General features: G+C 63.1%; 25 protein-coding genes and 1 pseudogene. 16 read left to right on the top strand and 10 right to left on the bottom strand.

The window, feature by feature from the left end; all coding sequences use genetic code 11:
- Positions 1–66 precede the first annotated feature (66 nt).
- Positions 67–216, top strand: coding sequence for a hypothetical protein (locus CKW40_RS43850; protein ID WP_095201607.1), 150 nt, complete (start codon positions 67–69; stop codon positions 214–216).
- 12 nt (positions 217–228) lie between these two features.
- On the opposite strand, the gene CKW40_RS20230 is transcribed toward CKW40_RS43850, so the two are convergent.
- Positions 229–588, bottom strand: a complete 360-nt coding sequence (locus CKW40_RS20230; protein WP_095201606.1) for a DUF423 domain-containing protein — start codon at positions 586–588, stop codon at positions 229–231.
- A 36-nt stretch (positions 589–624) separates the two neighbouring features.
- The gene (locus tag CKW40_RS20225; RefSeq protein ID WP_095201605.1) at positions 625–1,878 is read right to left on the bottom strand and encodes an MFS transporter; all 1,254 of its coding nucleotides are present in this window, start codon (positions 1,876–1,878) and stop codon (positions 625–627) included.
- Between the two features lie 118 nt (positions 1,879–1,996).
- Between CKW40_RS20225 and CKW40_RS20220 the strand changes: the two genes are divergently transcribed.
- Both CKW40_RS20220 and CKW40_RS20215 read left to right on the top strand, forming a co-directional pair.
- The gene (locus tag CKW40_RS20220) at positions 1,997–2,662 is read left to right on the top strand and encodes a GntR family transcriptional regulator (protein ID WP_095201604.1); all 666 of its coding nucleotides are present in this window, start codon (positions 1,997–1,999) and stop codon (positions 2,660–2,662) included.
- Between the two features lie 104 nt (positions 2,663–2,766).
- A complete protein-coding gene (locus tag CKW40_RS20215; RefSeq protein ID WP_027028494.1) occupies positions 2,767–3,027 on the top strand; it encodes a DUF982 domain-containing protein in 261 nt (86 codons plus the stop codon).
- Between the two features lie 54 nt (positions 3,028–3,081).
- Here the strand turns inward: CKW40_RS20215 and CKW40_RS20210 are convergent, their stop codons facing one another.
- A complete protein-coding gene (locus CKW40_RS20210; protein WP_095201603.1) occupies positions 3,082–3,228 on the bottom strand; it encodes a hypothetical protein in 147 nt (48 codons plus the stop codon).
- Positions 3,229–3,423: 195 nt separating this feature from the next.
- On the opposite strand from CKW40_RS20210, the gene CKW40_RS20205 reads away from it, so the two are divergent.
- On the top strand, positions 3,424–4,395 hold the full coding sequence (locus tag CKW40_RS20205; RefSeq protein WP_095201602.1) for a glycosyl transferase family 90: 972 nt from the start codon (positions 3,424–3,426) through the stop codon (positions 4,393–4,395).
- Positions 4,396–4,413: 18 nt separating this feature from the next.
- Here the strand turns inward: CKW40_RS20205 and CKW40_RS20200 are convergent, their stop codons facing one another.
- Positions 4,414–5,457: an aldo/keto reductase gene (locus tag CKW40_RS20200; RefSeq protein ID WP_095201601.1), complete on the bottom strand. Its 1,044-nt coding sequence runs from the start codon at positions 5,455–5,457 to the stop codon at positions 4,414–4,416.
- Positions 5,458–5,738: 281 nt separating this feature from the next.
- Between CKW40_RS20200 and ppk2 the strand changes: the two genes are divergently transcribed.
- The gene (ppk2, locus tag CKW40_RS20195; RefSeq protein WP_095201600.1) at positions 5,739–6,659 is read left to right on the top strand and encodes a polyphosphate kinase 2; all 921 of its coding nucleotides are present in this window, start codon (positions 5,739–5,741) and stop codon (positions 6,657–6,659) included.
- Between the two features lie 102 nt (positions 6,660–6,761).
- Here ppk2 and CKW40_RS20190 read toward each other — a convergent pair whose 3' ends face one another.
- From CKW40_RS20190 to CKW40_RS20180, 3 genes and pseudogenes are all read right to left on the bottom strand, one after another.
- Entirely contained in the window at positions 6,762–7,409 is a 648-nt protein-coding gene (locus CKW40_RS20190) for a dihydrofolate reductase family protein (protein WP_095201599.1), read from the bottom strand.
- Positions 7,410–7,588: 179 nt separating this feature from the next.
- A pseudogene (locus tag CKW40_RS20185) lies at positions 7,589–7,696 on the bottom strand (glyoxalase superfamily protein); the annotation flags it as partial.
- Between the two features lie 105 nt (positions 7,697–7,801).
- Positions 7,802–9,010, bottom strand: a complete 1,209-nt coding sequence (locus CKW40_RS20180; RefSeq protein ID WP_095201598.1) for a polyhydroxyalkanoate depolymerase — start codon at positions 9,008–9,010, stop codon at positions 7,802–7,804.
- Between the two features lie 139 nt (positions 9,011–9,149).
- On the opposite strand from CKW40_RS20180, the gene CKW40_RS20175 reads away from it, so the two are divergent.
- Positions 9,150–9,830, top strand: coding sequence for a glutathione S-transferase family protein (locus CKW40_RS20175; RefSeq protein WP_095201716.1), 681 nt, complete (start codon positions 9,150–9,152; stop codon positions 9,828–9,830).
- A 24-nt stretch (positions 9,831–9,854) separates the two neighbouring features.
- Here CKW40_RS20175 and hemB read toward each other — a convergent pair whose 3' ends face one another.
- Both hemB and CKW40_RS20165 read right to left on the bottom strand, forming a co-directional pair.
- Positions 9,855–10,886, bottom strand: a complete 1,032-nt coding sequence (hemB, locus tag CKW40_RS20170) for a porphobilinogen synthase (RefSeq protein ID WP_095201597.1) — start codon at positions 10,884–10,886, stop codon at positions 9,855–9,857.
- A gap of 111 nt (positions 10,887–10,997) precedes the next feature.
- Positions 10,998–11,819 carry a DUF8605 domain-containing protein gene (locus CKW40_RS20165; RefSeq protein ID WP_095201596.1) on the bottom strand — a complete coding sequence of 274 codons (822 nt, stop codon included), beginning with the start codon at positions 11,817–11,819 and terminating at the stop codon, positions 10,998–11,000.
- A gap of 186 nt (positions 11,820–12,005) precedes the next feature.
- Between CKW40_RS20165 and CKW40_RS20160 the strand changes: the two genes are divergently transcribed.
- From CKW40_RS20160 to CKW40_RS20140, 5 genes are all read left to right on the top strand, one after another.
- Positions 12,006–13,049 carry an enoyl-CoA hydratase/isomerase family protein gene (locus CKW40_RS20160; protein ID WP_095201595.1) on the top strand — a complete coding sequence of 348 codons (1,044 nt, stop codon included), beginning with the start codon at positions 12,006–12,008 and terminating at the stop codon, positions 13,047–13,049.
- Complete coding sequence (locus CKW40_RS20155; protein ID WP_095201594.1) at positions 13,046–13,468, top strand: DUF6163 family protein; 423 nt, start codon at positions 13,046–13,048, stop codon at positions 13,466–13,468. The genes CKW40_RS20160 and CKW40_RS20155 overlap by 4 nt, the downstream gene beginning before the upstream one ends.
- Positions 13,469–13,706: 238 nt before the next feature.
- Entirely contained in the window at positions 13,707–14,222 is a 516-nt protein-coding gene (ldtR, locus tag CKW40_RS20150) for a transcriptional regulator LdtR (RefSeq protein ID WP_095201593.1), read from the top strand.
- Between the two features lie 274 nt (positions 14,223–14,496).
- The gene (locus tag CKW40_RS20145; RefSeq protein ID WP_244571228.1) at positions 14,497–14,841 is read left to right on the top strand and encodes a hypothetical protein; all 345 of its coding nucleotides are present in this window, start codon (positions 14,497–14,499) and stop codon (positions 14,839–14,841) included.
- A 336-nt stretch (positions 14,842–15,177) separates the two neighbouring features.
- Positions 15,178–16,431, top strand: a complete 1,254-nt coding sequence (locus CKW40_RS20140) for a L,D-transpeptidase family protein (RefSeq protein WP_095201592.1) — start codon at positions 15,178–15,180, stop codon at positions 16,429–16,431.
- Between the two features lie 58 nt (positions 16,432–16,489).
- Here the strand turns inward: CKW40_RS20140 and CKW40_RS43845 are convergent, their stop codons facing one another.
- On the bottom strand, positions 16,490–16,642 hold the full coding sequence (locus CKW40_RS43845; protein ID WP_179298036.1) for a helix-turn-helix domain-containing protein: 153 nt from the start codon (positions 16,640–16,642) through the stop codon (positions 16,490–16,492).
- Positions 16,643–16,669: 27 nt separating this feature from the next.
- Here CKW40_RS43845 and CKW40_RS20135 point away from each other — a divergent pair, with 27 nt between their 5' ends.
- The 5 genes from CKW40_RS20135 to nrdR all read left to right on the top strand — a co-directional run bounded on the left by CKW40_RS20135 (position 16,670) and on the right by nrdR (position 21,408).
- Positions 16,670–18,313 (top strand): Na+/H+ antiporter, encoded by a 1,644-nt coding sequence (locus tag CKW40_RS20135; RefSeq protein ID WP_095201591.1) that lies wholly within the window; start codon positions 16,670–16,672, stop codon positions 18,311–18,313.
- Positions 18,314–18,499: 186 nt separating this feature from the next.
- Positions 18,500–19,813, top strand: a complete 1,314-nt coding sequence (gene glyA / locus CKW40_RS20130) for a serine hydroxymethyltransferase (protein ID WP_095201590.1) — start codon at positions 18,500–18,502, stop codon at positions 19,811–19,813.
- Positions 19,814–19,906: 93 nt separating this feature from the next.
- Complete coding sequence (locus CKW40_RS20125; RefSeq protein WP_095201714.1) at positions 19,907–20,485, top strand: invasion associated locus B family protein; 579 nt, start codon at positions 19,907–19,909, stop codon at positions 20,483–20,485.
- Positions 20,486–20,519: 34 nt separating this feature from the next.
- Positions 20,520–20,849: a GlpM family protein gene (locus CKW40_RS20120; RefSeq protein WP_095201589.1), complete on the top strand. Its 330-nt coding sequence runs from the start codon at positions 20,520–20,522 to the stop codon at positions 20,847–20,849.
- A 79-nt stretch (positions 20,850–20,928) separates the two neighbouring features.
- A complete protein-coding gene (nrdR, locus tag CKW40_RS20115; protein ID WP_095201588.1) occupies positions 20,929–21,408 on the top strand; it encodes a transcriptional regulator NrdR in 480 nt (159 codons plus the stop codon).
- Position 21,409: the final 1 nt, after the last annotated feature.

Genomic DNA, 21,409 nt, shown 5'->3' with positions numbered 1-21,409 from the left:
GTAAGCGGAGCTGATCGGCGCGTTTCTTTGCGCCTGTCGATTGGATCGATTCAATGGAGAAAAATCATGCATCCCATCAAGCATTTGTTCGAGGACATCTATCGCAATTACTGGGGCATCGCGCCGGCCGCCGAGCGGCCGAAGGTGCGGCGCCTGACAAATCCGGCCGCGCGCAATCGAGATCTTTGGGTCCGCACCGAACGTCCCCGGGATTGATCCTACTTGGCCTCAGGAGCGCGGGCGTAGCAGGGCAGAAATGGCTATCCCCAGCCAGCCGGCGATGAGCAGGGTGCCGCCGATTGGTGCCGACATCGGAAACAGTCTCGATCCCAGGAAATCGCGAGCGAGAAGATCGCCCGCGAAAAGCAGGAGCCCGACAAGCAGGACGACGCTCGCGATCCGCAGGCAGCGATTCGCGCCGATGAGGCCGACGGCGAGGAAGACCGGCGCGTGCATCAAGAGGAACGACGCGGCCGTGCCGGTGAAGGCACCGCCGCGATGCGCGGCGGCCGCCGACAGCGCCACGCCCGCCGCGCCGACGAGACCGCCGGCAAACACAAGGATACGGCTGGGTTCGGCGGAATTCATGTCGGCTAGTTCCCTGTTACAACGATCTGGAGCCGCTCAGGACTCGCTGGCTTCTAGTGCCATATGCCGTGTGCGCCGCGACTGGACAATCCAGTTGTAGACGGCGCCGCCGGCCATTAGGGCCGATGTGCCGAGAAACACCGCCGGCATACCGAAGTGGCCGCCGACGAAGCCGCCGGTCAATGGTCCCGCAACCTGCCCGACATACTGCGCCGAAATCGCCAGGCCAAGCACATTGCCGCCGACTCCGTCCGGGATGTTGTGGCGGATGACGCTGGTGATGCAGGGCAGCAGGCCGCCGAGCGCCAGGCCCATCAGGAAGCGCAACCCGATCAGTTGCCAGCCTTTGGTGACGAAGGCTTGCGGAATGAGCAGCAGGGCAGAGACGGCCAACGCCCCGACGACGACGTTCCAGTGGCCGACGCGGTCAGCAAGCTTGCCGAGCCATGACGCCGACAGGATGGTGCCCAGCGCCGCCGCCGACATCACCACGCCGGCGACCATCGTCACCCGGCTTGGATCCTCGATGAGCTGCTGCACATAGACGGTGATGATCGGCTCGATCGACATGTTGGCGAAGGCGAGCAGCATGCCGGTTGCCAGCATGGCCACGACCGGGCGCTTGTCGGGGATCTGCGACCAGCCGCTTTTCGGCTTCGCAGCCGATGCGGCTTTGGCCGGCTTCGGGCGCGGGGTCTCCTTGATCAGGAAGGTCGTTGCCAAGAAAGCCAGGAAGATGACGCCGCCGGACAACAGGAAGGTGGCGCGGATGCCGATCACCGGCGGCAGTGCGCCGCCCAGCAAGGGGCCGACCAGCGAACCGGCGGTGATCCCCGCAGACAGGACGCCCAGCGCCCAGCCGGAGCGATCCTTCGGCGTCTGCATGGCCACCAATATCGTCGATCCTGAGGAGTAGCCGCCGGCAAAGCCGATCAGCAGACGCAGCAACACCAATTGCCAGACCGTCTCGACCATGCCCGTCAGCGACATGCAGATCGCCATGCCGAAACTGGCGCGCACCAGCATCACCTTGCGGCCGTAGCGGTCGCCCAGCCGCCCCCACAGCGGCGCGACCAGGGCTGCCGCGAAGAAGGTGGCGCCATAGGCGATGCCGGACCACTGCACGATCGCCGCATGGCCTTGTGCGCCAAGCTGTTCGACATAGAGCGGCAGGAAAGGCAACAACAGGGTCATGGCGATGAGCGTGCTGAACGAGCCTGCGAAACAGACGGCAAGATTGCGCCGCCAGTGGATGTTGTAGCCGCTCTGTTGCGTGTCTTCCTGTGCCATGTCCTGCCTGCCCGATATCAGCGCTTGTTGCGGATACCATTTTGGGATACCAAACTGGTATCCGTCATGAACTCCAACCCGGCTGCTGTCAATGCGGCTTCGGAACCAAGGAAGCGCTATGTCGCAGATGCAGAATGTCGAACGACAGTTGCGCGAGATGATCCTGGGGCTGGAGATCGGTCCAGGCGAGAAACTGACAGAGCGCTGGATCGAAGGCCGCTTCGGCGCCTCGCGCACGCCGGTCAGGGCAGCCCTGCTGCGGCTGGAGACCGAGGGGCTGGTGGGCAGGGACGGCCGCGGCTGGACGGTGTCGCCCATCAACCTGGCCGAGCTCGAACAGATCGCGGTCTATCGCGAAGCGGTCGAAGTCGCGGCGCTGCGGCTGACATGCACGCACGCCGACGGCAACGCCATCGATGTCATCGAGGCGATGCTCGATTCCTGCGACGAAAACACCGCGCGCGAGGAATGGCATCGTGTCGGCATGGATTTTCACATCGAACTGGCGCGCCTGTCGGGCAATGAATTCCTGTTCAGGGGAGTGCGCGATGCCATGACGCGCCTGTCGCGTGCCCGCTGGCTGGAGGTGCGTGACGAAGCAGCCCTTGGTCGCGCCTGGGCTGAGCACCGTGCCATTCTGGCGGCCACGCGCCTTGGCGATGCCGATGAAGCGGCGCGCCGGCTTTCAGCCCACATCGTCGGCAGCCGCGATCGGCTGGTGACGTCGCTCGCCAACGATCGACGCGGTCTTCGCGCCAGGGGCTTCGCCGTCGTCGCTGCTTAGCGCTGCCGGTCCGGGCAGGGCGCTTGCCGGGCAAAAAAGCGGCGTCCAGGTACGCACCGCACTTTCGGCCTCGCTTCGCGGATGCCGATGGCGTAAGAGCGGCGATGGAAAACAACCGATTTGAAACACCCGTGACCGTCAAGTCCGTCACGGCGGGAAGCACTCAGCTCCTGCGCACGGCCCGCGAGGCTTCCGATTACCTGCTCAACAGTTGGCCCGGCAAGCGCAGCCCCAAGCATCGCGCGGCGCTGCAGGCCTGCCACGACGCGCTGGCCGGCGACAAGCCGGCGATGAACGCCCGCCGCGCCTTCATCGCCGCGGCGCGTGAAGTCGACGTTTTTGTCAGCGACAAGGCGCCCGCCTGACGCAAGGCGACAACCTGGATTGAGGCAAGGCCCGCATATGCGGGCCTTTTGCCGTCATTCCGCGGTTTCGGTTTCGACCTCGCCCTCGGGCTTTGAACGTTCGCGCGCGGCAACCCTGGCCGCAAGCTTTTCGGCCTTCTTCGCCGCCTTCTGCCGGTCGCGTTCCTTGCGTTCCTGATCGTAGTTTGGTGCTCGCGCCATATCGGCTCCTTTTGTCCTGCCTTGCGGCTCTGACCCTGCCTAGGAGCATTAGCCGTCAAACACAACAGCTGAAGCGACCGTGCGGGCGCAGCCTCGGAAATCCGAGGGGGCTTGCCAGATCGGCGCCACAATGATGTAGGAAACGCCGGGCGCCAGCGTGTTGAGAGCTGCCTGTTTGTTTTGATCAAGTGAATCATGGCCTCAATCGCGCGAACGTCGGCAAAGGTTTTCTATTATGCGCGAAACGCCGCGCGCGATATCGTTCCACAAGCCCTGTTCCGTCGCAGGCTGGCCGTTCGCCTGGAAAAGGCCAGGCTTTGCGATGAGGCTGCGCGCCGACGGTTGAACTACTACAACAAGCTGCAGGATGGTTTCGCGCCCAGCGCCAATGCCATGCGCATCAGCAAGCTGCCCTTCACGCCGACCATGTACTATTACGACCTGAAGGAATTCGCCCGCTACTTCGACCCCGGATTGCTCATCGACATCGAATTCGGCGACGTCAGGAATGTGCCGAAAGTGCCGACGATCGTGAAGGACCGGCCGATCCGTGATGACGACCAGAACGCGGTCATCATGAAGCTCGACAAGTTTCGTCACTTCCAGATGCCGGCTGACGCCATCTCGTTTGGTGACAAGCTGCCGGCCGTGGTCTGGCGGGGCGATCTCAACAATCCGATCAGGACACGGTTCCTGCAAGCGGTGCGCGACCTGCCGTTCTGCGATGCCGGCTCGCACAAGCCGAACGCGCCAGCCGAATACGCCAAGCCCTTTCTCAGCATCGGCCAGCATCAGCGCTACCGCTACATCGTTTCGCTCGAAGGCAATGACGTGGCGACCAACCTCAAATGGATCTTGAACTCGAAGTCGCTCTGCCTGATGCCGCCACCGACATACGAGACATGGTTCGCGGAGCGGCAGCTCGAGGCCAATGTCCATTATGTGCCGCTCGATCTGGATTTCGCCGATCTCGGCGAAAAGGTGCGCTATTTCGAACAGCATCCGGCGCAGGCCGAGCGCATCATCGCCGCGGCCAACGCCTATTGCCGGAAATTCTCCAATGAGCGAGACGAGCAGGCGATCGCCCTGCTCGTGCTCTACAAATATTTCGTGCTCAGCGGCCAGATCGAACCCGATCCCGAACTCTGGCGTTTCATCGAGGGCTAGCGCGCCTCCGCCTGATGGTCAGATGACGCTGCGGTCGAGAACCATGTCGGCGGGGCCGAAGCGATCCCTCGCCGTGAACTGCTGGTGCCAATAGGGGTAGAGCAGGGGCGGCCGGCTGACCGCGTCGAGCCGCTGGCGGTCTTCAGGGCTGAGCCCCAGGCTTGCGGCCGCGAGATTATCCTTGAGCTGGACATCGTTGCGGGCGCCGATCACCAGCGAGGAGACGGCGGGGCGCCCGAGCAGCCAGGCAAGCGCCACTTGCGCCGCCGATACCCCACGGGCCTTGCCGATCTCGACCAGCACGTCGACGATCCGCCAGAGCCGATCCTCGTCGCGGATCGGCGGTTCCGACCAGCCAGCGAGCTGCCGTGCGGTCGGGCTGTCGCGGTGGTATTTGCCGGACAGCAAGCCGCCGGCGAGCGGGCTCCAGACCAGCACGCCCAGCCCCTGGTCGACCGAGATCGGCAGCAGTTCATATTCGGCCTCGCGGGCCTCCAGCGTGTAGTGGATCTGCTGGGTCACGAAGCGCTGCTGGTGACGGCTGTCGCTGATCGAGAGCCCCTTCATCACCTGCCAGCCGGACCAGTTGGAACAGCCGATATAGCGCACCTTGCCCTGGCTGACCAAAGTGTCGAGCGCGGCGACGGGTTCCTCGACCGGGGTAAGGCCGTCCCACTGGTGGACGAAATAGATGTCGATGACGTCGGTCTTCAGCCGTTTCAGGCTCTTCTCGCACTCACGGATCAGGTGGTGGCGCGACAGGCCTTCATCGTTGGGCCCGCTGCCGATCCGCATGCGTGCCTTGGAGGCGATCAGCACATCGTTCTTGCGCTTGCCGCCGAGCGCCTCGCCGATGATCTCCTCCGACAGGCCGTTCGAATAGACATTGGCGGTGTCGATGAGGTTGATGCCGGCGTCGATGCACATGTCGATCATGCGCTTGGCTTCGGCAAGATCGCTGTTGCCGACCGCGGCGAACGGGCCTGCGCCGCCGAATGTCATGGTGCCCAAAGTCAGCGTCGAAACCTTCAGGCCGGAACGGCCAAGGGTGCGGTATTCCATGTCAGTCCTCGCGATTGTGTTGAATTGGGGCGCCGCCGAAGGGCCGCCCGGAATGCGACCAGGCATTTGTAGGACAATTTGGTCGCCTTGTCGCCATGCCAGGACGGCGGATCGATCATACCTCGCGGGATTTGTGGCGACGGCAATCGCGCTTGGGCTGCAATAAAACCGTCACTGCCGGCCTATATTGAATTCGGCTAAGGTGTTTCCATTCCAGGCCGCGGGCCAGCAGTTTGGGGTGCCGGACATGAACCGACAGGCTTGCAAGCGGAGCGACCGATATGACCGAGCTAAGACAGAATTCTCCCGCGAAAGACTGGCTCGAAGCCGAGCTCGCAGACACGCTCGACGAAGATTATGAGCTCGAAATGTCGGAGCCGGCGCTGTCGATGGAGATCGCCAAGATCTACAAGAACGCGCATCCGCCTTCGATTGACCGCATGCAATATTTTCGCGACCTGATCACCTTGCAATCCGAGCTGATCAAGCTGCAGTCCTGGGTCGCCTACCACAAGAAGAAGCTGGTGGTGATTTTCGAGGGCCGCGACTCTGCCGGGAAGGGCGGCGTCATCAAGCGCATCACCCAGCGGCTCAATCCGCGCATCGCCCGTGTCGTGGCGCTGCCGGCGCCGACGGAGCGCGAGAAGTCGCAATGGTATTTCCAGCGCTATGTGCCGCATTTGCCGGCGGGTGGCGAGATCGTGCTGTTCGACCGCTCCTGGTACAACCGCTCCGGCGTCGAGCGGGTGATGGGCTTTGCCGATGCGGGTCAGGTCGAGGAATTTTTCCGCGACGTGCCGGAGTTCGAGCGCATGCTGGTGCGCTCGGGCATCACTGTCGTGAAGTACTGGTTCTCGATCACCGACGAGGAGCAGCAGATGCGCTTTCTGATGCGCATCCATGACCCGATGAAGCAGTGGAAGCTGTCGCCGATGGACCTGCAGTCGCGCGTGCGCTGGGAGCAGTACACCAAGGCCAAGGAAGAAACCTTCGCCCGCACCAACATTCCCGAGGCGCCCTGGTTCATCGTCGAGGGCAACGACAAGAAGCGCGCGCGGCTGAACTGCATCGATCATCTGCTCAAGCAGATGCCGTATGAAGAGGTGCCGCACGAGGAGATCACGCTGCCGGAGCGCGTCTTCAACCCCGAATACGAGCGCCAGACCCTGCCGCGTGAGCTTTACGTGCCGGAGAAGTATTGAGCATTTTTTCCTTCTCGTCGCTCGAAAAGCCAAGCAATTGGCTTTTCGTCCGCTTCGCGGACCGCTCCTCAACTCCCCGTAAACGGGGAGAAAGAGCTGTAATTACGCCCGCTTGATCACCACATGCGTGGCAAGCGCCGTGGCCACCTGCTCGGTGCATTGATAGCCAAGCTTCAACATGTCCAGGCCGGCAAACAGGTTCTCGCCCCTGCCAAGCAACACCGGCGAGATTGCCAGATGCATCTCGTCGATCAACCTCTCCTGCAGATATTGGCGAATGGTGGAGACGCCGCCACCAACCCGCACATCCTTGCCGCCGGCCGCCGCCTTCGCCTGCTCGAGCGCCGAATGGATGCCGTCGGTCACGAAATAAAACGTCGTGCCACCTTCCATCGTGATGGGCGCACGCTCGTGGTGCGTCAGCACGAAGACCGGCACATGGTAGGGCGGGTTGTCGCCCCACCAGCCTTTCCAGCTGTCGTCAGGCCATTCGCCGCGGATCGGCCCGAACATGTTGCGGCCGAGGATCCAGGCGCCGACATTTTCGAAACTGCGCGCCGCGAACGCCTCGTTGATATCGGTGGTGCCGCCATCTAGCCTGAGCACCATCTTGCGGAAGGTGGGGGTGTCGACAAACCACTTGTGCAAGGATTGCCCACCGATGCCGAGCGGATTTTGCAGATCCTGATCGGGACCGGCGCCATAACCGTCGAGCGATAGGGTGAAAGCGTTGACACGCAGCTTGGACATGAAAGCCTCCTCGATAGCCAGTTGTATTGTGCAATTGGTTGTCTTCTAGCAAACTGATTGCAAATTGCAAGCGGTATCTTGGTGATGGTAGGCGCGCGCCAAGACTTCGCCGCCAGGCGGGACTGTTTCGTGGCGATCGGTTCGGATGATAATTGGCGGCCGCGAGGACGGCCGCCAGCTCATTCGCCGGTGAGTTCCATGAAGCGGATGTGGTTGCTGAACGGATCGATGACCTCGACCGTCAACCGCCCATCCTCGTGTTCCAGGCCGGGTTTCATGTAGCGGTAGTCCTTACCGGTGCGGGCTGCCGGCCGCCTCCGGCCGTGCCGGCATCATAGCCGGAGCCGGCGCGTTCTGTCAGTGCAAAAAATTGCCGGTTGTCGAATGAAACGCTATTCCATCGACAGGATGAGATTGCGCACGATCGGATAGATTTCGCGCTCCCAGCGTTTGCCGTTGAAGACGCCATAGTGGCCTACATTGGCCTGCAGGTGATGGCGCTTCAGATGCGGGCGCAAGGACCGGCACAATTCATGGGCGGCCGAAGTCTGGCCGAGTGCGCAAATGTCATCGCGCCCGCCCTCGACAGTGAGCAGCGCGGTGTTGCGGATCGCGCCCGGGTCGACCGGGCTGCCACGGAAAGTGTACGTCCCGGTGGCCAGTTCTGCCTTGTGGAACACGCGGTCGATGGTCTCGAGATAGAATTCCTCGGTGAGGTCGAGCACCGCCAGATACTCGTCATAGAAAGTCTTGATCTTCTCGGCCTCGGCGATCTCGCCGGCCGCCAGATGGTCATGCAGTTTGCGGTGGGCCTTGGTGTGGCGATCCATGTTCATGGCCATGAAGGCGGCAAGCTGCAGAAAGCCCGGATAGACCCGGCGTCCGCCGCCGGCATGGCGCCACGGCACACGCGAGATGACGGAATTCTGGAACCAGGACAGCGACTTGCTGACGGCGAATTCGTTGACCTTGGTAGGACTTTCGCGCGGATCGATCGGCCCTGCCATCAGCGTCATCGAGCGCGGTGTCGCCGGATGCCTGTCCTCGGACATGACCGCGACGGCGGCAAGCGCCTGAACGCAGGGCTGGCAGACCGCCAGTATATGCGCGCCCGGGCCGATCGCCTGCAGGAAGCGGATGATGTAGTCGACATAGTCGTCCACCCCGAAGCGGCCGGCCGCGGGCGGCACGTCGCGAGCATTGGCCCAGTCGGTGATGTAGACCTCATGGTCAGCCAGAAGCGTTTCCACCGTACCGCGAAGCAGCGTTGAGAAATGGCCCGATAGCGGGGCAATCACCATCACCCGGGGTTGGCGTGTATCCATATCCTTGGCGAAGCGCAGAAGCTTGCCGAACGGCAGGTCGAGCGCCGTCTCGACGCTGACCGGCACGTCGCGATTGCCCACCCTGACGGATTTGATATCGAAATCCGGCCGCGTATGGGTGAGCTTGAAGCGGCCGATCATCTCCAGCCCGGCGGCCAGGCGCTGTTTCACGCTGTCGCCTGAGATAATGCCGCCCATCGCCGAGTGCATGAGGTCGGCGAAGAAACGCGACGGGGCGATGAGGTCGTCCTGTAGCTGGTAGGCCTGGTACAGCATTGAATACGTCCCATTCCCAGCGGCCATGTGGCAGTGCAAAAAATCTAGTGCAAAATTTTGTGCATTGCGAGAGGATTGTTGCCGGCAAAGGGCTCGGAGGGTCGACAGCATGACGAAGGCGGCCAAGAATAAGGTGGCCATGAGTAAGGCGCCCGTGGCAAAGGCGACCACGGCGACGTTGACGATTTCGTCGAAGAATTATTCGTCCTGGTCGCTGCGTGGCTGGCTGCTTTGCCGCATGGCCGGGCTGGAGTTCGAGGAAGAGCGCATCGATATCGATGATCCCGAGCAGCGGCAGGAATTGCTGCTTCTGTCGCCATCGGTGCTGGTGCCGCGGCTGACCCATGACGGAGTGACGGTATGGGACACGCTGGCGATCGCCGAATATCTGGCCGAGTCCATGCCGGGCGCAGGCCTCCTGCCGGCCGACCGCGCGGCGCGCGCGCATTGCCGCGCGGTGTCCGGCGAGATGCATTCGGGTTTTCACAATTTGCGCTCGGCACTGCCGATGAGCCTGAAGGCCCGGCACAAGAGCTTCAAGATATTTTCCGGCGCCCGCCCGGATGTGGAGCGGATCAAGACGATCTGGTCCGAATGCCTCGAGGCCTATGGCGGTCCCTGGCTGTTCGGCGCGTCGCCGACCGTGGCCGACGCGATGTACGCGCCTGTCTGTACCCGCTTCCGCACCTATGCGGTTGAGCTCGAACCACCGCTCGCCGGCTATTGCGACGCGATCCTCGCCTGGCCACTGATGCAGGAGTGGACACAAGACGCGCTTGCCGAGCCCGAGGACATCATCGAACTCGACGTGGAGTTTTGAAACGATAGAAGCAGAAAGGCGCTGCTACCCCTTCAGCATCTGCGCCACTTCAGGCGCGAAATAGGTCAAGATACCGTCGCAGCCGGCGCGCTTGAAGGCGAGCAGCGATTCCAGCATCGCCTTCTCGCCGTCGATCCAGCCATTGGCGCCCGCCGCCTTGATCATCGAATATTCGCCCGACACCTGGTAGGCGAAGGTCGGCATCTGGAACTCGTCCTTTAGCCGGCGGATGATGTCGAGATAGGGCAGGCCGGGCTTGACCATCAGCATGTCGGCGCCTTCGGCGATGTCCTGCTCGGCCTCGCGCACCGCCTCGTCGGAATTGGCGTGGTCGATGTAATAGGTCTTCTTGTCGCCCTTGAGCAGGCCGGCGGTGCCGACCGCCTCGCGATAGGGGCCGTAGAAGGCCGAGGCGAACTTCGTCGCGTAGGACATGATCGCCACGTCCTGAAAACCGTTGGCGTCGAGCGCGTCGCGGATGGCGCCGATGCGGCCGTCCATCATGTCGGACGGCGCAATGATGTCGGCGCCGGCCGCCGCCTGGATGACGGCCGCCGCCGCGACCTGCTCGACCGTTTCGTCATTGACGATGATGCCGTCACGCAGGATGCCGTCATGGCCGTGGCTGGTGAACGGGTCGAGTGCCGCGTCGGCGATGATGCCGATCCCGGGCACCGCGTCCTTGATGGCGCGGGTGGCGCGGTTGATGATGTTTTGCGGATCGAGGATGTGCGAGCCGGTCTGGTCACGCAGGCCGAGGTCGACATTGGGGAAGGTGGCGAGTGCCGGAATGCCGAGCTTTGCCGCGCGTTCGGCTTCCTTGACGGCAAGGTCGACCGACAGGCGGAAGACGCCCGGCATGGCGGCGATCGGCTCGCGCACATTCTTGCCCTCGACGACGAAGATCGGCCAGATCAAATCGTCGACCGTAAGCCGGTTCTCCTGCACCAGGCGGCGCGACCAGTCGGCCTTGCGCATGCGGCGCAGGCGGCGGCTGCCGGTGATTTCGTCGACGCTGCGCGCGCCGGCTGGCTTGGTTGGGGTGAATTTGTTCATTGCCAAAACTCTCGTTCGATCGGCTTTTACCACGAGCCCTTGGTGCTGACCAATGCGACACGATTGTGCCAGGCCGGCAGAGGGGGGCGCTGTCCCGCCATGCCTATCCGGTCAAGGCTGGCCATTGCCGGAAAGAATCTGTGCCGCACCTCCGATTGCCACACGGAACGCCTCGTCGAAGCTGACGCCACGCACCTGCCAGCGATAGGTCTTGCCGTGATCGTCCAGGCGCCAATCGGCGATCCAGCCGAGTTCCTTGTCGCTCCATACGATGCTGCCGGCGAGCGCTTGCGCGCCACCGACCTGTCTGGCCAACTGATCCAGCTTTGCCATGTCCTCGGTGCGCAGCGCCTTTTCGTCCAGATCGGCCAGCTGCGCAGCCTTCGGAAATGCGACATGCATCAGCAGCGGATCGGTGGCATTGGCGAAAGACTCGCGCATCGTCTTGCCGCGCTCCTCCTCTACGCTCAGCACGAAATGTTGGGCGCCCTGTTCGGTGGTGAGAAAGACGGTGAGTGTCGGTCGCTCGCCAAGCCAGGGCTTGCTGCCGAGCTGTGCCAGCAGCTTGTCTACCGTGGCGGGCTTGTAGAGACAGGTCAGATCATGTGGCCGGTCGTGCGTGCCTTGCTCGTCATGGATCGGAATGCCCTCCAGCCGGTCGTGGTAGCGGAAGGCGTCGACGAAATCGCCGGCCTTGTCGCGGAGTGCCAGCATTTCCGGCTTTTTCGGCAGCCGCTGATCGCCTGAAACCCTGACCAGGACGCGGTCCAGGCAGTCCTTGAAGCCGATCTGGCGGTTCACCTCGCCCTGGCCGGTGACGATGGTCTGCGATTTGTAGAGATCGTCTATCGTGGCGGCGAATGCAGCGCGCGGTGCAAAGCCGGCGATCACAAGCCCGACTGTCAAAAGCGTGCAACGAAGAAATCCGGGCATGGCCAACCGTCCCCCGAGGCCGTCCGCGCCGCAATATCGGCGTTTCGCTTGCAACGGTGGCGATCTTCGTAGCATCGGCCACGGCCGTCCGCCAAGATCGCGGGAACAGGCTGCTGCCATTGACGCACCCATGCGCCGCCTTTAGCACTTCCAGTCCCGCAGGCGCGGGGAAGGGATTCTCTGGCGATGGATTTTGGCGGCGGCGACGAGATCCGCTTCGAGCGGCTGGGCAGAGCCGGCGTTGTCACGCTGACGCGGCCGCAGGCGCTCAATGCCGTCACCCATGGCATGGTCAAGGCGCTGGGCAAGGCCCTGCGTGCCTGGGAGCGCGATGACGGCGTGGACGTCGTCGTCGTCAAGGCCGAGGGCAGGGCGTTTTCGGCCGGCGGCGACATCCTGCACATCTATGAAGCCGGCCGGGCCGGAAAGCCGCCGGTCGAGTTCTTCGCGGACGAGTACCGGCTGAATGCCCGCATCAACAGCTTCAAGAAACCCTATGTGGCCCTCATCGACGGCATCGTCATGGGTGGCGGCGTCGGCATTTCCTTTCACGGCTCGCACCGGGTGATGACCGAAAATGCCCAGTTCGCCATGCCTGAGGTCGGCATCGGCTTTTTCCCGGATGTTGGCGCCAGCCATCTGCTGCCCGACCTTGGCGGCTCTTTCGGCATGTATCTGGCGCTGACCGGCAACCGCATCCGCTATGGCGACGCGCTGTGGTCGGGGCTGGCCACCCACACCATCAAGGCCGAAGACCAGGCAAGCTTCCTCGATCGGCTGGTGCTGACCGGCGATCCGGAATCGGTGCTGCGCGGTTTCTTTGTCCAGGCAAAGCGGGAGACCGACAGGCCGACGCTTGAGGCGATCTCGCGCCATTTCGCCCAGCCGTCGCTGCAGGATGTCGTCCACAGTCTGGATCGCGCGGCAAGCACCGATGAATTCGCGGCAAAGACGCTGGCGACGATCCGCACGCGCTCGCCGACCAGCCTCCGCGTCGCCTGGCGGCAGATCAGCGCCGGGCAGACCTTGTCGATGGACGACTGCATGAAGATGGAGTTCCGCATCCTCAACCGCATGCTTGCCGGCCACGATTTTTACGAAGGCATCCGCGCGGCCATCATCGACAAGGGATCGAAGCCGCAATGGCGGCCGGCAAGTCTCGATGCGGTCGGCGAGGCGGATGTCGAGGCCTATTTCGCCCCGCTCGGTGAACGGGAACTGCCGCTATGAGCGAGGTGACGTCGAGACGCATCGTGCTGCAGCCCTCGACGGTCGAGGTGATCTTCGCCTGGTTCCAGCGCGTCATCGCCGGCTACTGTCTGCTGTTCGGCATACTGTACTGGATCAAGCTGATCGGCTTCTACCCAGGCCCGCTCTGGCGCTTCGACCTGATGCCCGTGCATTGGCAAGTGGCGGCGGTGATGCTCGCCGTGTTTTTCCCCTTTGCCGCGGCGGGGCTGTGGATGCTGGCTTCCTGGGGGCCGGTGATCTGGTTCATCTGCGCGGTCACCGAGACCGTCATGTATGCCGGCTTTCCCGAGCTTTTCGGCCATCGCCCGCTGATCGTCGTCTCGCATGCGGCGGTGGCGCTGCTCTACATCGTCTTTCGCGTCGTCATCTGGCTGCAGAAACGCCCCGTACGGCACTAAGCCGTTGAGGGCATTGACGACTTGGCAAACGCCGGATTTGAGCCCCGCGAAAGGTGCCTAAGCCTTTAGGTTAATTATCCTTGCTCGGGTGACCGTTCGTTAAGCCTCTTTCGAAACCTCTTACCGGTAAGCTCTTGTTAGCCCTAGCGTTTAAGTCGAATTTTATGAGTATTCGATAGTGTCGCGATCAAGGTGAAAAACAAAAAATCACCAGGGCGACAAACGAGAGGCAAAGACAATGATCAATTCGCGTCCGGCGGCGAAGACCGCCAACGTATCCGACGATCGCCGCGAGGCTATCCGTACCCTGTACATGGAATCGCTGCAGCTCGTCGAGCGGCTGCACCGCCGTCTGCTTGACGTGATCAAGGACGAGTTCGACCGCAACGGCCGTTCCGACATCAACGCCATCCAGGCGCTGCTGCTGTTCAACATCGGCAATTCCGAGCTGACCGCCGGCGAGCTGCGCTCGCGTGGCTACTATCTCGGCTCGAACGTCTCCTACAATCTGAAGAAGCTGGTCGATCTCGGCTTCATCAACCACCAGCGCTCGCGCATCGACCGCCGTTCGGTCCGCGTCTCGCTGACCCCGAAGGGCAACGAGGTGGCCGACGTCGTCGCCGGTCTCTATGAGCGCCATGTCGGCTCGATCGAACAGGTCGGTGGCATCAACACCGACGAGTTCAAGCAGATGAACCGCGCCTTGCAGCGGCTCGACCGCTTCTGGAACGATACCATCGCCTACCGGATGTAAGGCGCCGCATCGGATCCGGCCCGCGCCACAGAAGCGCGGCCTACATAGCGACCTTCAGTCAGGGGCCGGTGCCGAAAGCACCGGCCCTTTTTCTGATCATGGATAGCTAGCCGGGAGCTGAGCGAGCCGCCACTCGATGGTTCCGGTTGCCACCTGTAGCCGGCAGGCCGCGACTTCTGCCCCACGCTTTGCTTTCGCCTGCACAATGCCTAATGTCGCCGCACAAGGGGGCATGATGGGTCGAGGGAGCTGCTTCAAAATCTGGTCGGTCGCCATGGTGCTCCTGCTGGCGCCGGAAATGGCCATCGCGGAGGAATGGTGGAAGGATTCCTTCGCCGTGGAAGGCAGCAGCCCCTGCGACAACAATGACTCCAGGGTGACGTTCACCGACAAGTCGGTGGAGATGTGGGAAGTCGGGTGCACGCTCGACAGGGTCCAGCAGCTTAGAGGCCTGGACGCCGTCGTCCTGGATATGACCTGTTCGGACGATGAGCAGAGCGTGGAAAAGCGACGCGCGCTTCTGCTTAAACTTCCGGACAACAAAATATTGCGATATCCCGAGTATCAGGTGCTGCAACGGTGTTCGGAGCTGGAGGCCAAAACCAGCTCACAGCCTTAGCTGGGACGAAGCTGTTCCTCCGCGCGGTGTCCCAGCGCTGGCAACGTGGGTCGGTACCGAAAAAGCACGCCTCTTTCATTTCGCCATACCGGGGCAGCCCAAATTGGGCGCAAGGCCACGTTGCCGCCATATTCCAGTGGAACCGAGGGTGGCAGTGATGCTGTCGTGAAGACCATGCGTCCACCCGCAACCGTATCGCGCCGCGTGCGTTTCCTGCCAACGTGATACGGGCCATGGTTGGCTAATTGTTAAGATTGCCAATTTTAGAGTGCGGGCGAGATCGCCCGATGATCGACGCAGCAATTGATCGAACCGCTACCTATGTCTGGAACGTCCATGAGAACCAGCCGCCGCCTTTTCCTTTCCGGAGCCTCGTTGCTCGCCGCCGCCATGGTGGCCGGCCGTGCGAGCGCGCAGGATGTGATCGGGGATATCCTGAAATCCTCGGCCCGCGGCAATTGGGACGACCAGTTCGACGCCCGTGCCAGCGAAGGCGGCAAGGTGGCTTCGACGCTGCCGATCTTCAGCCCGCAGACTGTTGCGTTCACGGAGCAGGCGGTCGCGCAATATCAGAGCATTGTCGGGCAGGGCGGCTGGGTAGAGGTTCCCGCGACCAAGAAATTGGAACTCGGCGTCGATGATCCCGATGTCGTGCCGTTGCGCAAGCGCCTGATGATTGCGGGCGACCTGTCGCAGAGCGCCGGCATTTCGACGGCCTTCGATTCCTATGTCGACTCGGCGGTCAAGCGTTTCCAGCTGCGCCACGGCTTGCCGGCCGACGGCTCCATGGGCAAATACACCTACGCCGCGATGAACGTTTCGGCACAGATCCGGCTTGGCCAGTTGCAGACCAATCTGCAGCGGCTGAAGGAAAAGGCCGGCACGCTCGGCAACCGCTACGTGCTGGTCGACATTCCGGCCGCGCAGGTCGAAGCGGTCGAGAACGACCGCGTCGTGCTTCGCCACACCGCCATCGTCGGCAAGATCGACCGCCAGACGCCGATCGTCAATTCCAAGATCAACGAGATCATCGTCAACCCGTACTGGAACGCGCCGGTCTCGATCGTGCGCAAGGACATCATTCCGCTGATGCGGAAGGATCCCAACTATCTGAAGAACAGCCATATCCGCTTGTTCGCGCCGGATGGCAGCGAAGTCGATCCGATGAATGTGGACTGGTCGACGGATGATGCGGCCAAGTACCGGTTCCGCCAGGATCCCGGTTCGGAAAACGCCATGGCGTCGGTCAAGATCAACTTCCCGAGCCCGGATGGCGTCTACATGCATGACACGCCGCAGCAGAGCCTGTTCGGCAAGATGATGCGCTTCGATTCCTCGGGCTGCGTGCGCGTCCAGAACGTGCGCGATCTCGTCACCTGGGTCCTGCGCGACACGCCCGGCTGGGACCGCCAGCATTTCGAGGCGGCGATCAAGACCGGCCAGAACACGCCGATCCAGGTCACCAACCCGGTACCGGTGCACTTCCTCTATCTCTCAGCCTGGTCGACCGGACCCGGCGTCGTGCAGTTCCGCGACGACGTCTACGCGCTGGACGGCGCCAGCGAGCTCCAGATCACCTCTTCGCTCTAAGCGACTGATAATTCTAGCGAAAGGCCGCCGAAGGGCGGCCTTTTTGTTTGCGGAAACGTTAGATCAGCCGCTGGTTGACCAGGCGTGCCACTGCTTGCGCGCGGTTGACGGCGCCGAGCTTGCGCCTGGCATTGTCGACATGGAAGCGCACCGCCGTCTCGACCATCGCCGCGCCGCGGCCTGTCTGGACGCGAGGCCGACGATTGCGCATGGTCCGGCAAACAGCCGGAACCGCACCATGCAAACCGCCATCTTCATTCTCGTCGTGCTCGTCTTCGTCGCCGTGTCTGGCGCGCTGGTGCGGCTGGTGCGGGTGCCGCTGCCGGTCCTGCAGATCGCCATAGGTGCTGCCCTTGCTTGGCCGGTGCGTGGCATCCATGTCGAGATCGATCCGGAACTGTTCCTGCTGGTGTTCATTCCGCCGCTGCTGTTCAGTGACGCTTTCGGCGCGCCCAAGCGCGAGCTGCTGGCATTGCGCGGGCCGATCCTCGACCTTGCCATCGGCCTCGTCTTCTTCACAATCGTCGGCTTCGGCTATGCCTTGCATTGGCTGGTGCCGAGCATTCCGCTGGTCGTTGCCTTCGCGCTCGCCGCGGTGCTGTCGCCGACCGATGCGGTTGCCGTCTCCTCGATCGTCGACAGGAACGTCGTTCCGGCGCGCCTGATGCACATTCTGGAAGGCGAGTCGCTGCTCAACGATGCGTCGGGCCTTGTCATGTTCCGCTTTGCCGTCGCGGCGGCATTGACCGGCAGTTTCTCCTTCGCAGCCGCTTCGCTGAGTTTCCTCTACGCCGTGGCGGTCGGCATCCTGGCCGGCGTGGCGGCCTTGTTCGTCGCCGCCAAGGCGCTGCAACTCTTGAACCGCATCGGCGGCGTGCCGGCCGAGGCGCAGGTGCTGATCACCATCCTGCTTCCCTTCGTCGCCTATCTCGGCGCCGAGCATTTCGGCGCCTCGGGCATCTTGGCGGCGGTGACCGCCGGCCTCTTGACCGGGAGCACCGGCATATTCCGCTTCCTAGGCGTCTCGGCGCGCATGCAGACGATCTCGCTGTGGACGACGTTTTCCTTCGTCTTCAACGGCGCGCTGTTCATCGTGCTCGGCCTGCAGCTTCCCGAAATCATCCGCAAGGTGCCGCCCGAGCTATCCAGCCGCCATTGGCTCCTGGAGCCGGTCCTGACGGTTCTGCTGCTGACGCTGTGCCTGATAGGCCTGCGCTTCGTCTGGATCTGGATTGGCGACATCGCGGCGGGGTTTGCGGCGCGGCTCGGCAAGCGCGAGGCCGAGCCGTTCGGCCTGCGCGTGCGGCTCGCCGGTTCGGTGGCCGGTGTGCGCGGCGCCATCACGCTGGCCGGCATATTGTCGCTGCCGCTGGCCTTGCAGGATGGTTCGCCATTTCCCGCGCGGGACCTGGTCATCTTCCTCGCCGCCGGCGTCATCATCTGCTCCCTGGTCATCGCCAGCCTGGCCTTGCCGGTGATCGCGCGCGGGCTGGTCGAGCCGGGCGAAGACGCCGGCGATGCTGAGGAACGCAAGGCGCGTGTCGGTGCGGCGAAGGCGGCAATCGCCCACCTCGAGAGCATTACGCAGACGGATGAGGAGGAGGGCGATGTACCCGGCGTCAGGCTCGCCGCCGCCAACGGCATTGTCGCTGCCTATCGGCGGCGCATCGCAGCGTCCGACGAGGCCGATGAGGCGCGCGCCGAGGTGCGCGAGGCAGGCAGGCTGGAGATCGATCTGAGGCTCGCCGGCATAGCCGCCGAGCGTGATGCCTTGCGCGCCATGCTTCGCCGCGGCGAGATCAACGACCACACGGCGCGGGCGCTGTTCACCGAGATTACGCTCACGGAAGCCCTTTTGAACGGCAGGCAGGCGCGAAGCTAGGGCTCCTGCCGCGCCGGATTTGCCGTCTCTGCCGCAAACCGGCCAGCAAATTTCGCGCCGCAAACGTGGCGGGTCGAAAACAACTGTGTTAATGGCGCGGCAATGCGTGTCGCCCAAAAGTGCGCAGCGGTTTTGGGGCAACGATAAGCATAGATAAATTGCCCCGAACCGGAGGATTTTCAGGCCATGGCAACAGCAGCGGCAGCGTCGAATAAATTCGAGTCCTTCTTCGAAACCACGCTGGAAGACGCCGATCCGGAGATTTTCGGCGCGATCCGCAACGAGCTCGGTCGCCAGCGCCACGAGATCGAGCTGATCGCCTCGGAAAACATCGTTTCCCGCGCGGTGCTCGAGGCGCAGGGGTCGATCATGACCAACAAATACGCCGAGGGCTATCCGGGCAAGCGCTACTATGGCGGTTGCCAGTTCGTCGACGTGGCCGAGGAACTCGCCATCGAACGGGCGAAGAAGCTGTTCGGCTGCAATTTCGCCAACGTCCAGCCGAATTCGGGCAGCCAGATGAACCAGGCGGTGTTCCTGGCGCTGCTGCAACCGGGCGACACCTTCATGGGCCTCGACCTCAATTCCGGTGGCCACCTCACCCACGGTTCGCCGGTCAACATGAGCGGCAAGTGGTTCAAGGTTGTCTCCTATGGCGTGCGCAAGGAAGACCATCTGCTCGACATGGACGCGATCGAGAAGACCGCGCATGAGACCAAGCCGAAGCTGATCCTGGCCGGCGGCACCGCCTATTCGCGCATCTGGGACTGGAAGCGCTTTCGCGAGATCGCCGATGCGGTCGGCGCCTATCTGATGGTCGACATGGCGCACATTGCGGGCCTCGTCGCCGGCGGCGTGCATCCCTCGCCACTGCCGCACGCCCATGTGGTGACGACCACCACGCACAAGTCGCTGCGCGGCCCGCGCGGCGGCATGATCCTGTGCAACGACGAAGACATTGCCAAGAAGATGAACTCCGCCGTGTTCCCCGGTCTGCAGGGCGGCCCGCTGATGCATGTCATCGCCGCCAAGGCGGTGGCCTTCGGCGAGGCGCTGAAGCCGAGCTTCAAACTCTATGCCGAGAGCGTGGCCGCCAACGCCAAGGCGCTGGCTTCGAGCCTCAAGGAGACGGGCCTCGACATCGTCTCCGGCGGCACCGACAACCATCTGATGCTGGTCGATCTGCGCCCCAAGAACGCCACCGGCAAGCGCGCCGAGGCAGCCCTTGGCCGCGCCAACATCACCTGCAACAAGAACGGCATCCCCTTCGATCCGGAAAAGCCTTTCGTCACTTCGGGCGTGCGCCTCGGCACGCCGGCCGGCACCACGCGCGGCTTCGGCCAGGCCGAATTCCGCGAGATCGGCAAGCTGATCGCCGAGGTGCTGGATGGTCTCAAGGTCGCCAATTCGGACGAGGGCAATGCCGCGGTCGAAGCGGCGGTCAAGGCCAAGGTCGTGGCGTTGACCGATCGTTTTCCGCTCTATCCCTATCTCGGTTGACCATCCTCGATTGACCGGGCGCAAAGCGTCATCTCTTATTCGCCGGCACTGCGTCACCCCTCGTCGGGTGACGCATGAACTGGAGATTTGATGATGCGCAATTTTTGTCTCGCCTCACTTGGCACTATCGGCTGGCTGGCCGTTTGCGGGTCCGCCTTGGCGCAGACGCAGCCCGCCCCGGAGACGCCCGCCACCGCCACCTTCGGCAAATGGACAACCATCGTCGATGTGCTCGACAGCGGCCAGGATACAAGCAAGACTTGCGCGGCTTCGACGGCGTTCTTCGATGCGAGCGGTAATTCGGGCACGCTGACCTTGTCGATCTCTACCGGCGATGCGCTGCCGCCCGATGCCTATCCGGCCATCATGCTCACCGTCGACAACAAGCAACTGCCGACCGGCGAGAAGATCGCGGCGACGTTCGGCGATCCTGGCGTCAAGGTTGCGGCGACGGTCTATTCCAACAATGCCGTCATCGGCCGTCCGAGCTGGACGGTCGACAATCAGGCCAAGACCAGCCTCGCGCTGCTGCGTGCCATGCGCAGTGTCATTTCGCTTGATGTGACTTTCGGCAAGCAGGCCGTCGCCAGCATCCCGATGGACGGCTTCACCAAGGCCTACCGTAGCCTCGGAACATCCTGCGGCTTCCCGACCAAGGACGTCGCGCCGTGACGCCGACGGCCAGGTTGGAGTAGGGGGCCTGCGGATGGATATTCTCTGGAAGGGCGTGGTCGGCGGGCTGGTGACGGCGCTGATCGTCTGGCTGTCCAAGCGAGGCAATGTCCTGCCCGGGATTCTGCCGCTGGCGCCGACCTTTGCCGTCATTGCTTTGCTCGCCGTCGGCGCCAAGGGCGATCCGGGTGGTTTCCGCGAGGCCTGCCTTGCTGGGATGAAGACAATTCCCGCCTACCTTGCCTTCCTCGGTGCCTGCTGGTTGTTCATCGACAAGGTCGACTATCGCCTGGCCGTTGTTGGCGGCATTGCCGTCTGGCTGTTTGCCGCGCTGGTAATCTTCCTTGCGCCTCGCTATCTCTGAAGAAACGGAACTGCTTCAATCCAGACCAGAAAGGCTCTAAGCCTTTCGCCTCACCACATTCGCGAACCCAAGGCTTTTCATGCGCTGTCCCTATTGCCAGTCGGAAGATACGCAGGTGAAGGATTCGCGCCCCGCCGAGGACGGCGCGGCGATCCGCAGGCGGCGTGTCTGCCCTGATTGCGGCGGCCGATTCACAACCTTCGAACGCGTGCAGCTGCGCGACCTTGTCGTGGTCAAGAAGTCGGGCCGGAAAGTGCCATTCGACCGCGACAAGCTGCTGCGCTCGGTCGAGATCGCGGTCCGCAAGCGCAATGTCGATCCCGAACGCATCGACCGCGCGGTGACCGGCATCGTGCGCCAGCTCGAGAGCTCCGGCGAGACGGAAGTGGCGTCCGGCGAGGTCGGCCGGCTGGTCATGGAGGCGCTGAAATCGCTCGATGATGTCGCCTATGTGCGCTTCGCCTCGGTCTACCGCAATTTCCGCGAGGCCAAGGATTTCCATGAACTGCTGGGCGAGTTGAAGGGCGACGAAGACAAGACTGAAGAGGAAGCCAGCTAAG

The sequence above is a fragment of the Mesorhizobium carmichaelinearum genome, from assembly GCF_900199455.1.
Taxonomy (GTDB): Bacteria; Pseudomonadota; Alphaproteobacteria; order Rhizobiales; family Rhizobiaceae; genus Mesorhizobium; species Mesorhizobium carmichaelinearum.
Note: the sequence above shows the minus strand (reverse complement) of the source record. Positions and strands in the feature narration are given on the sequence as shown.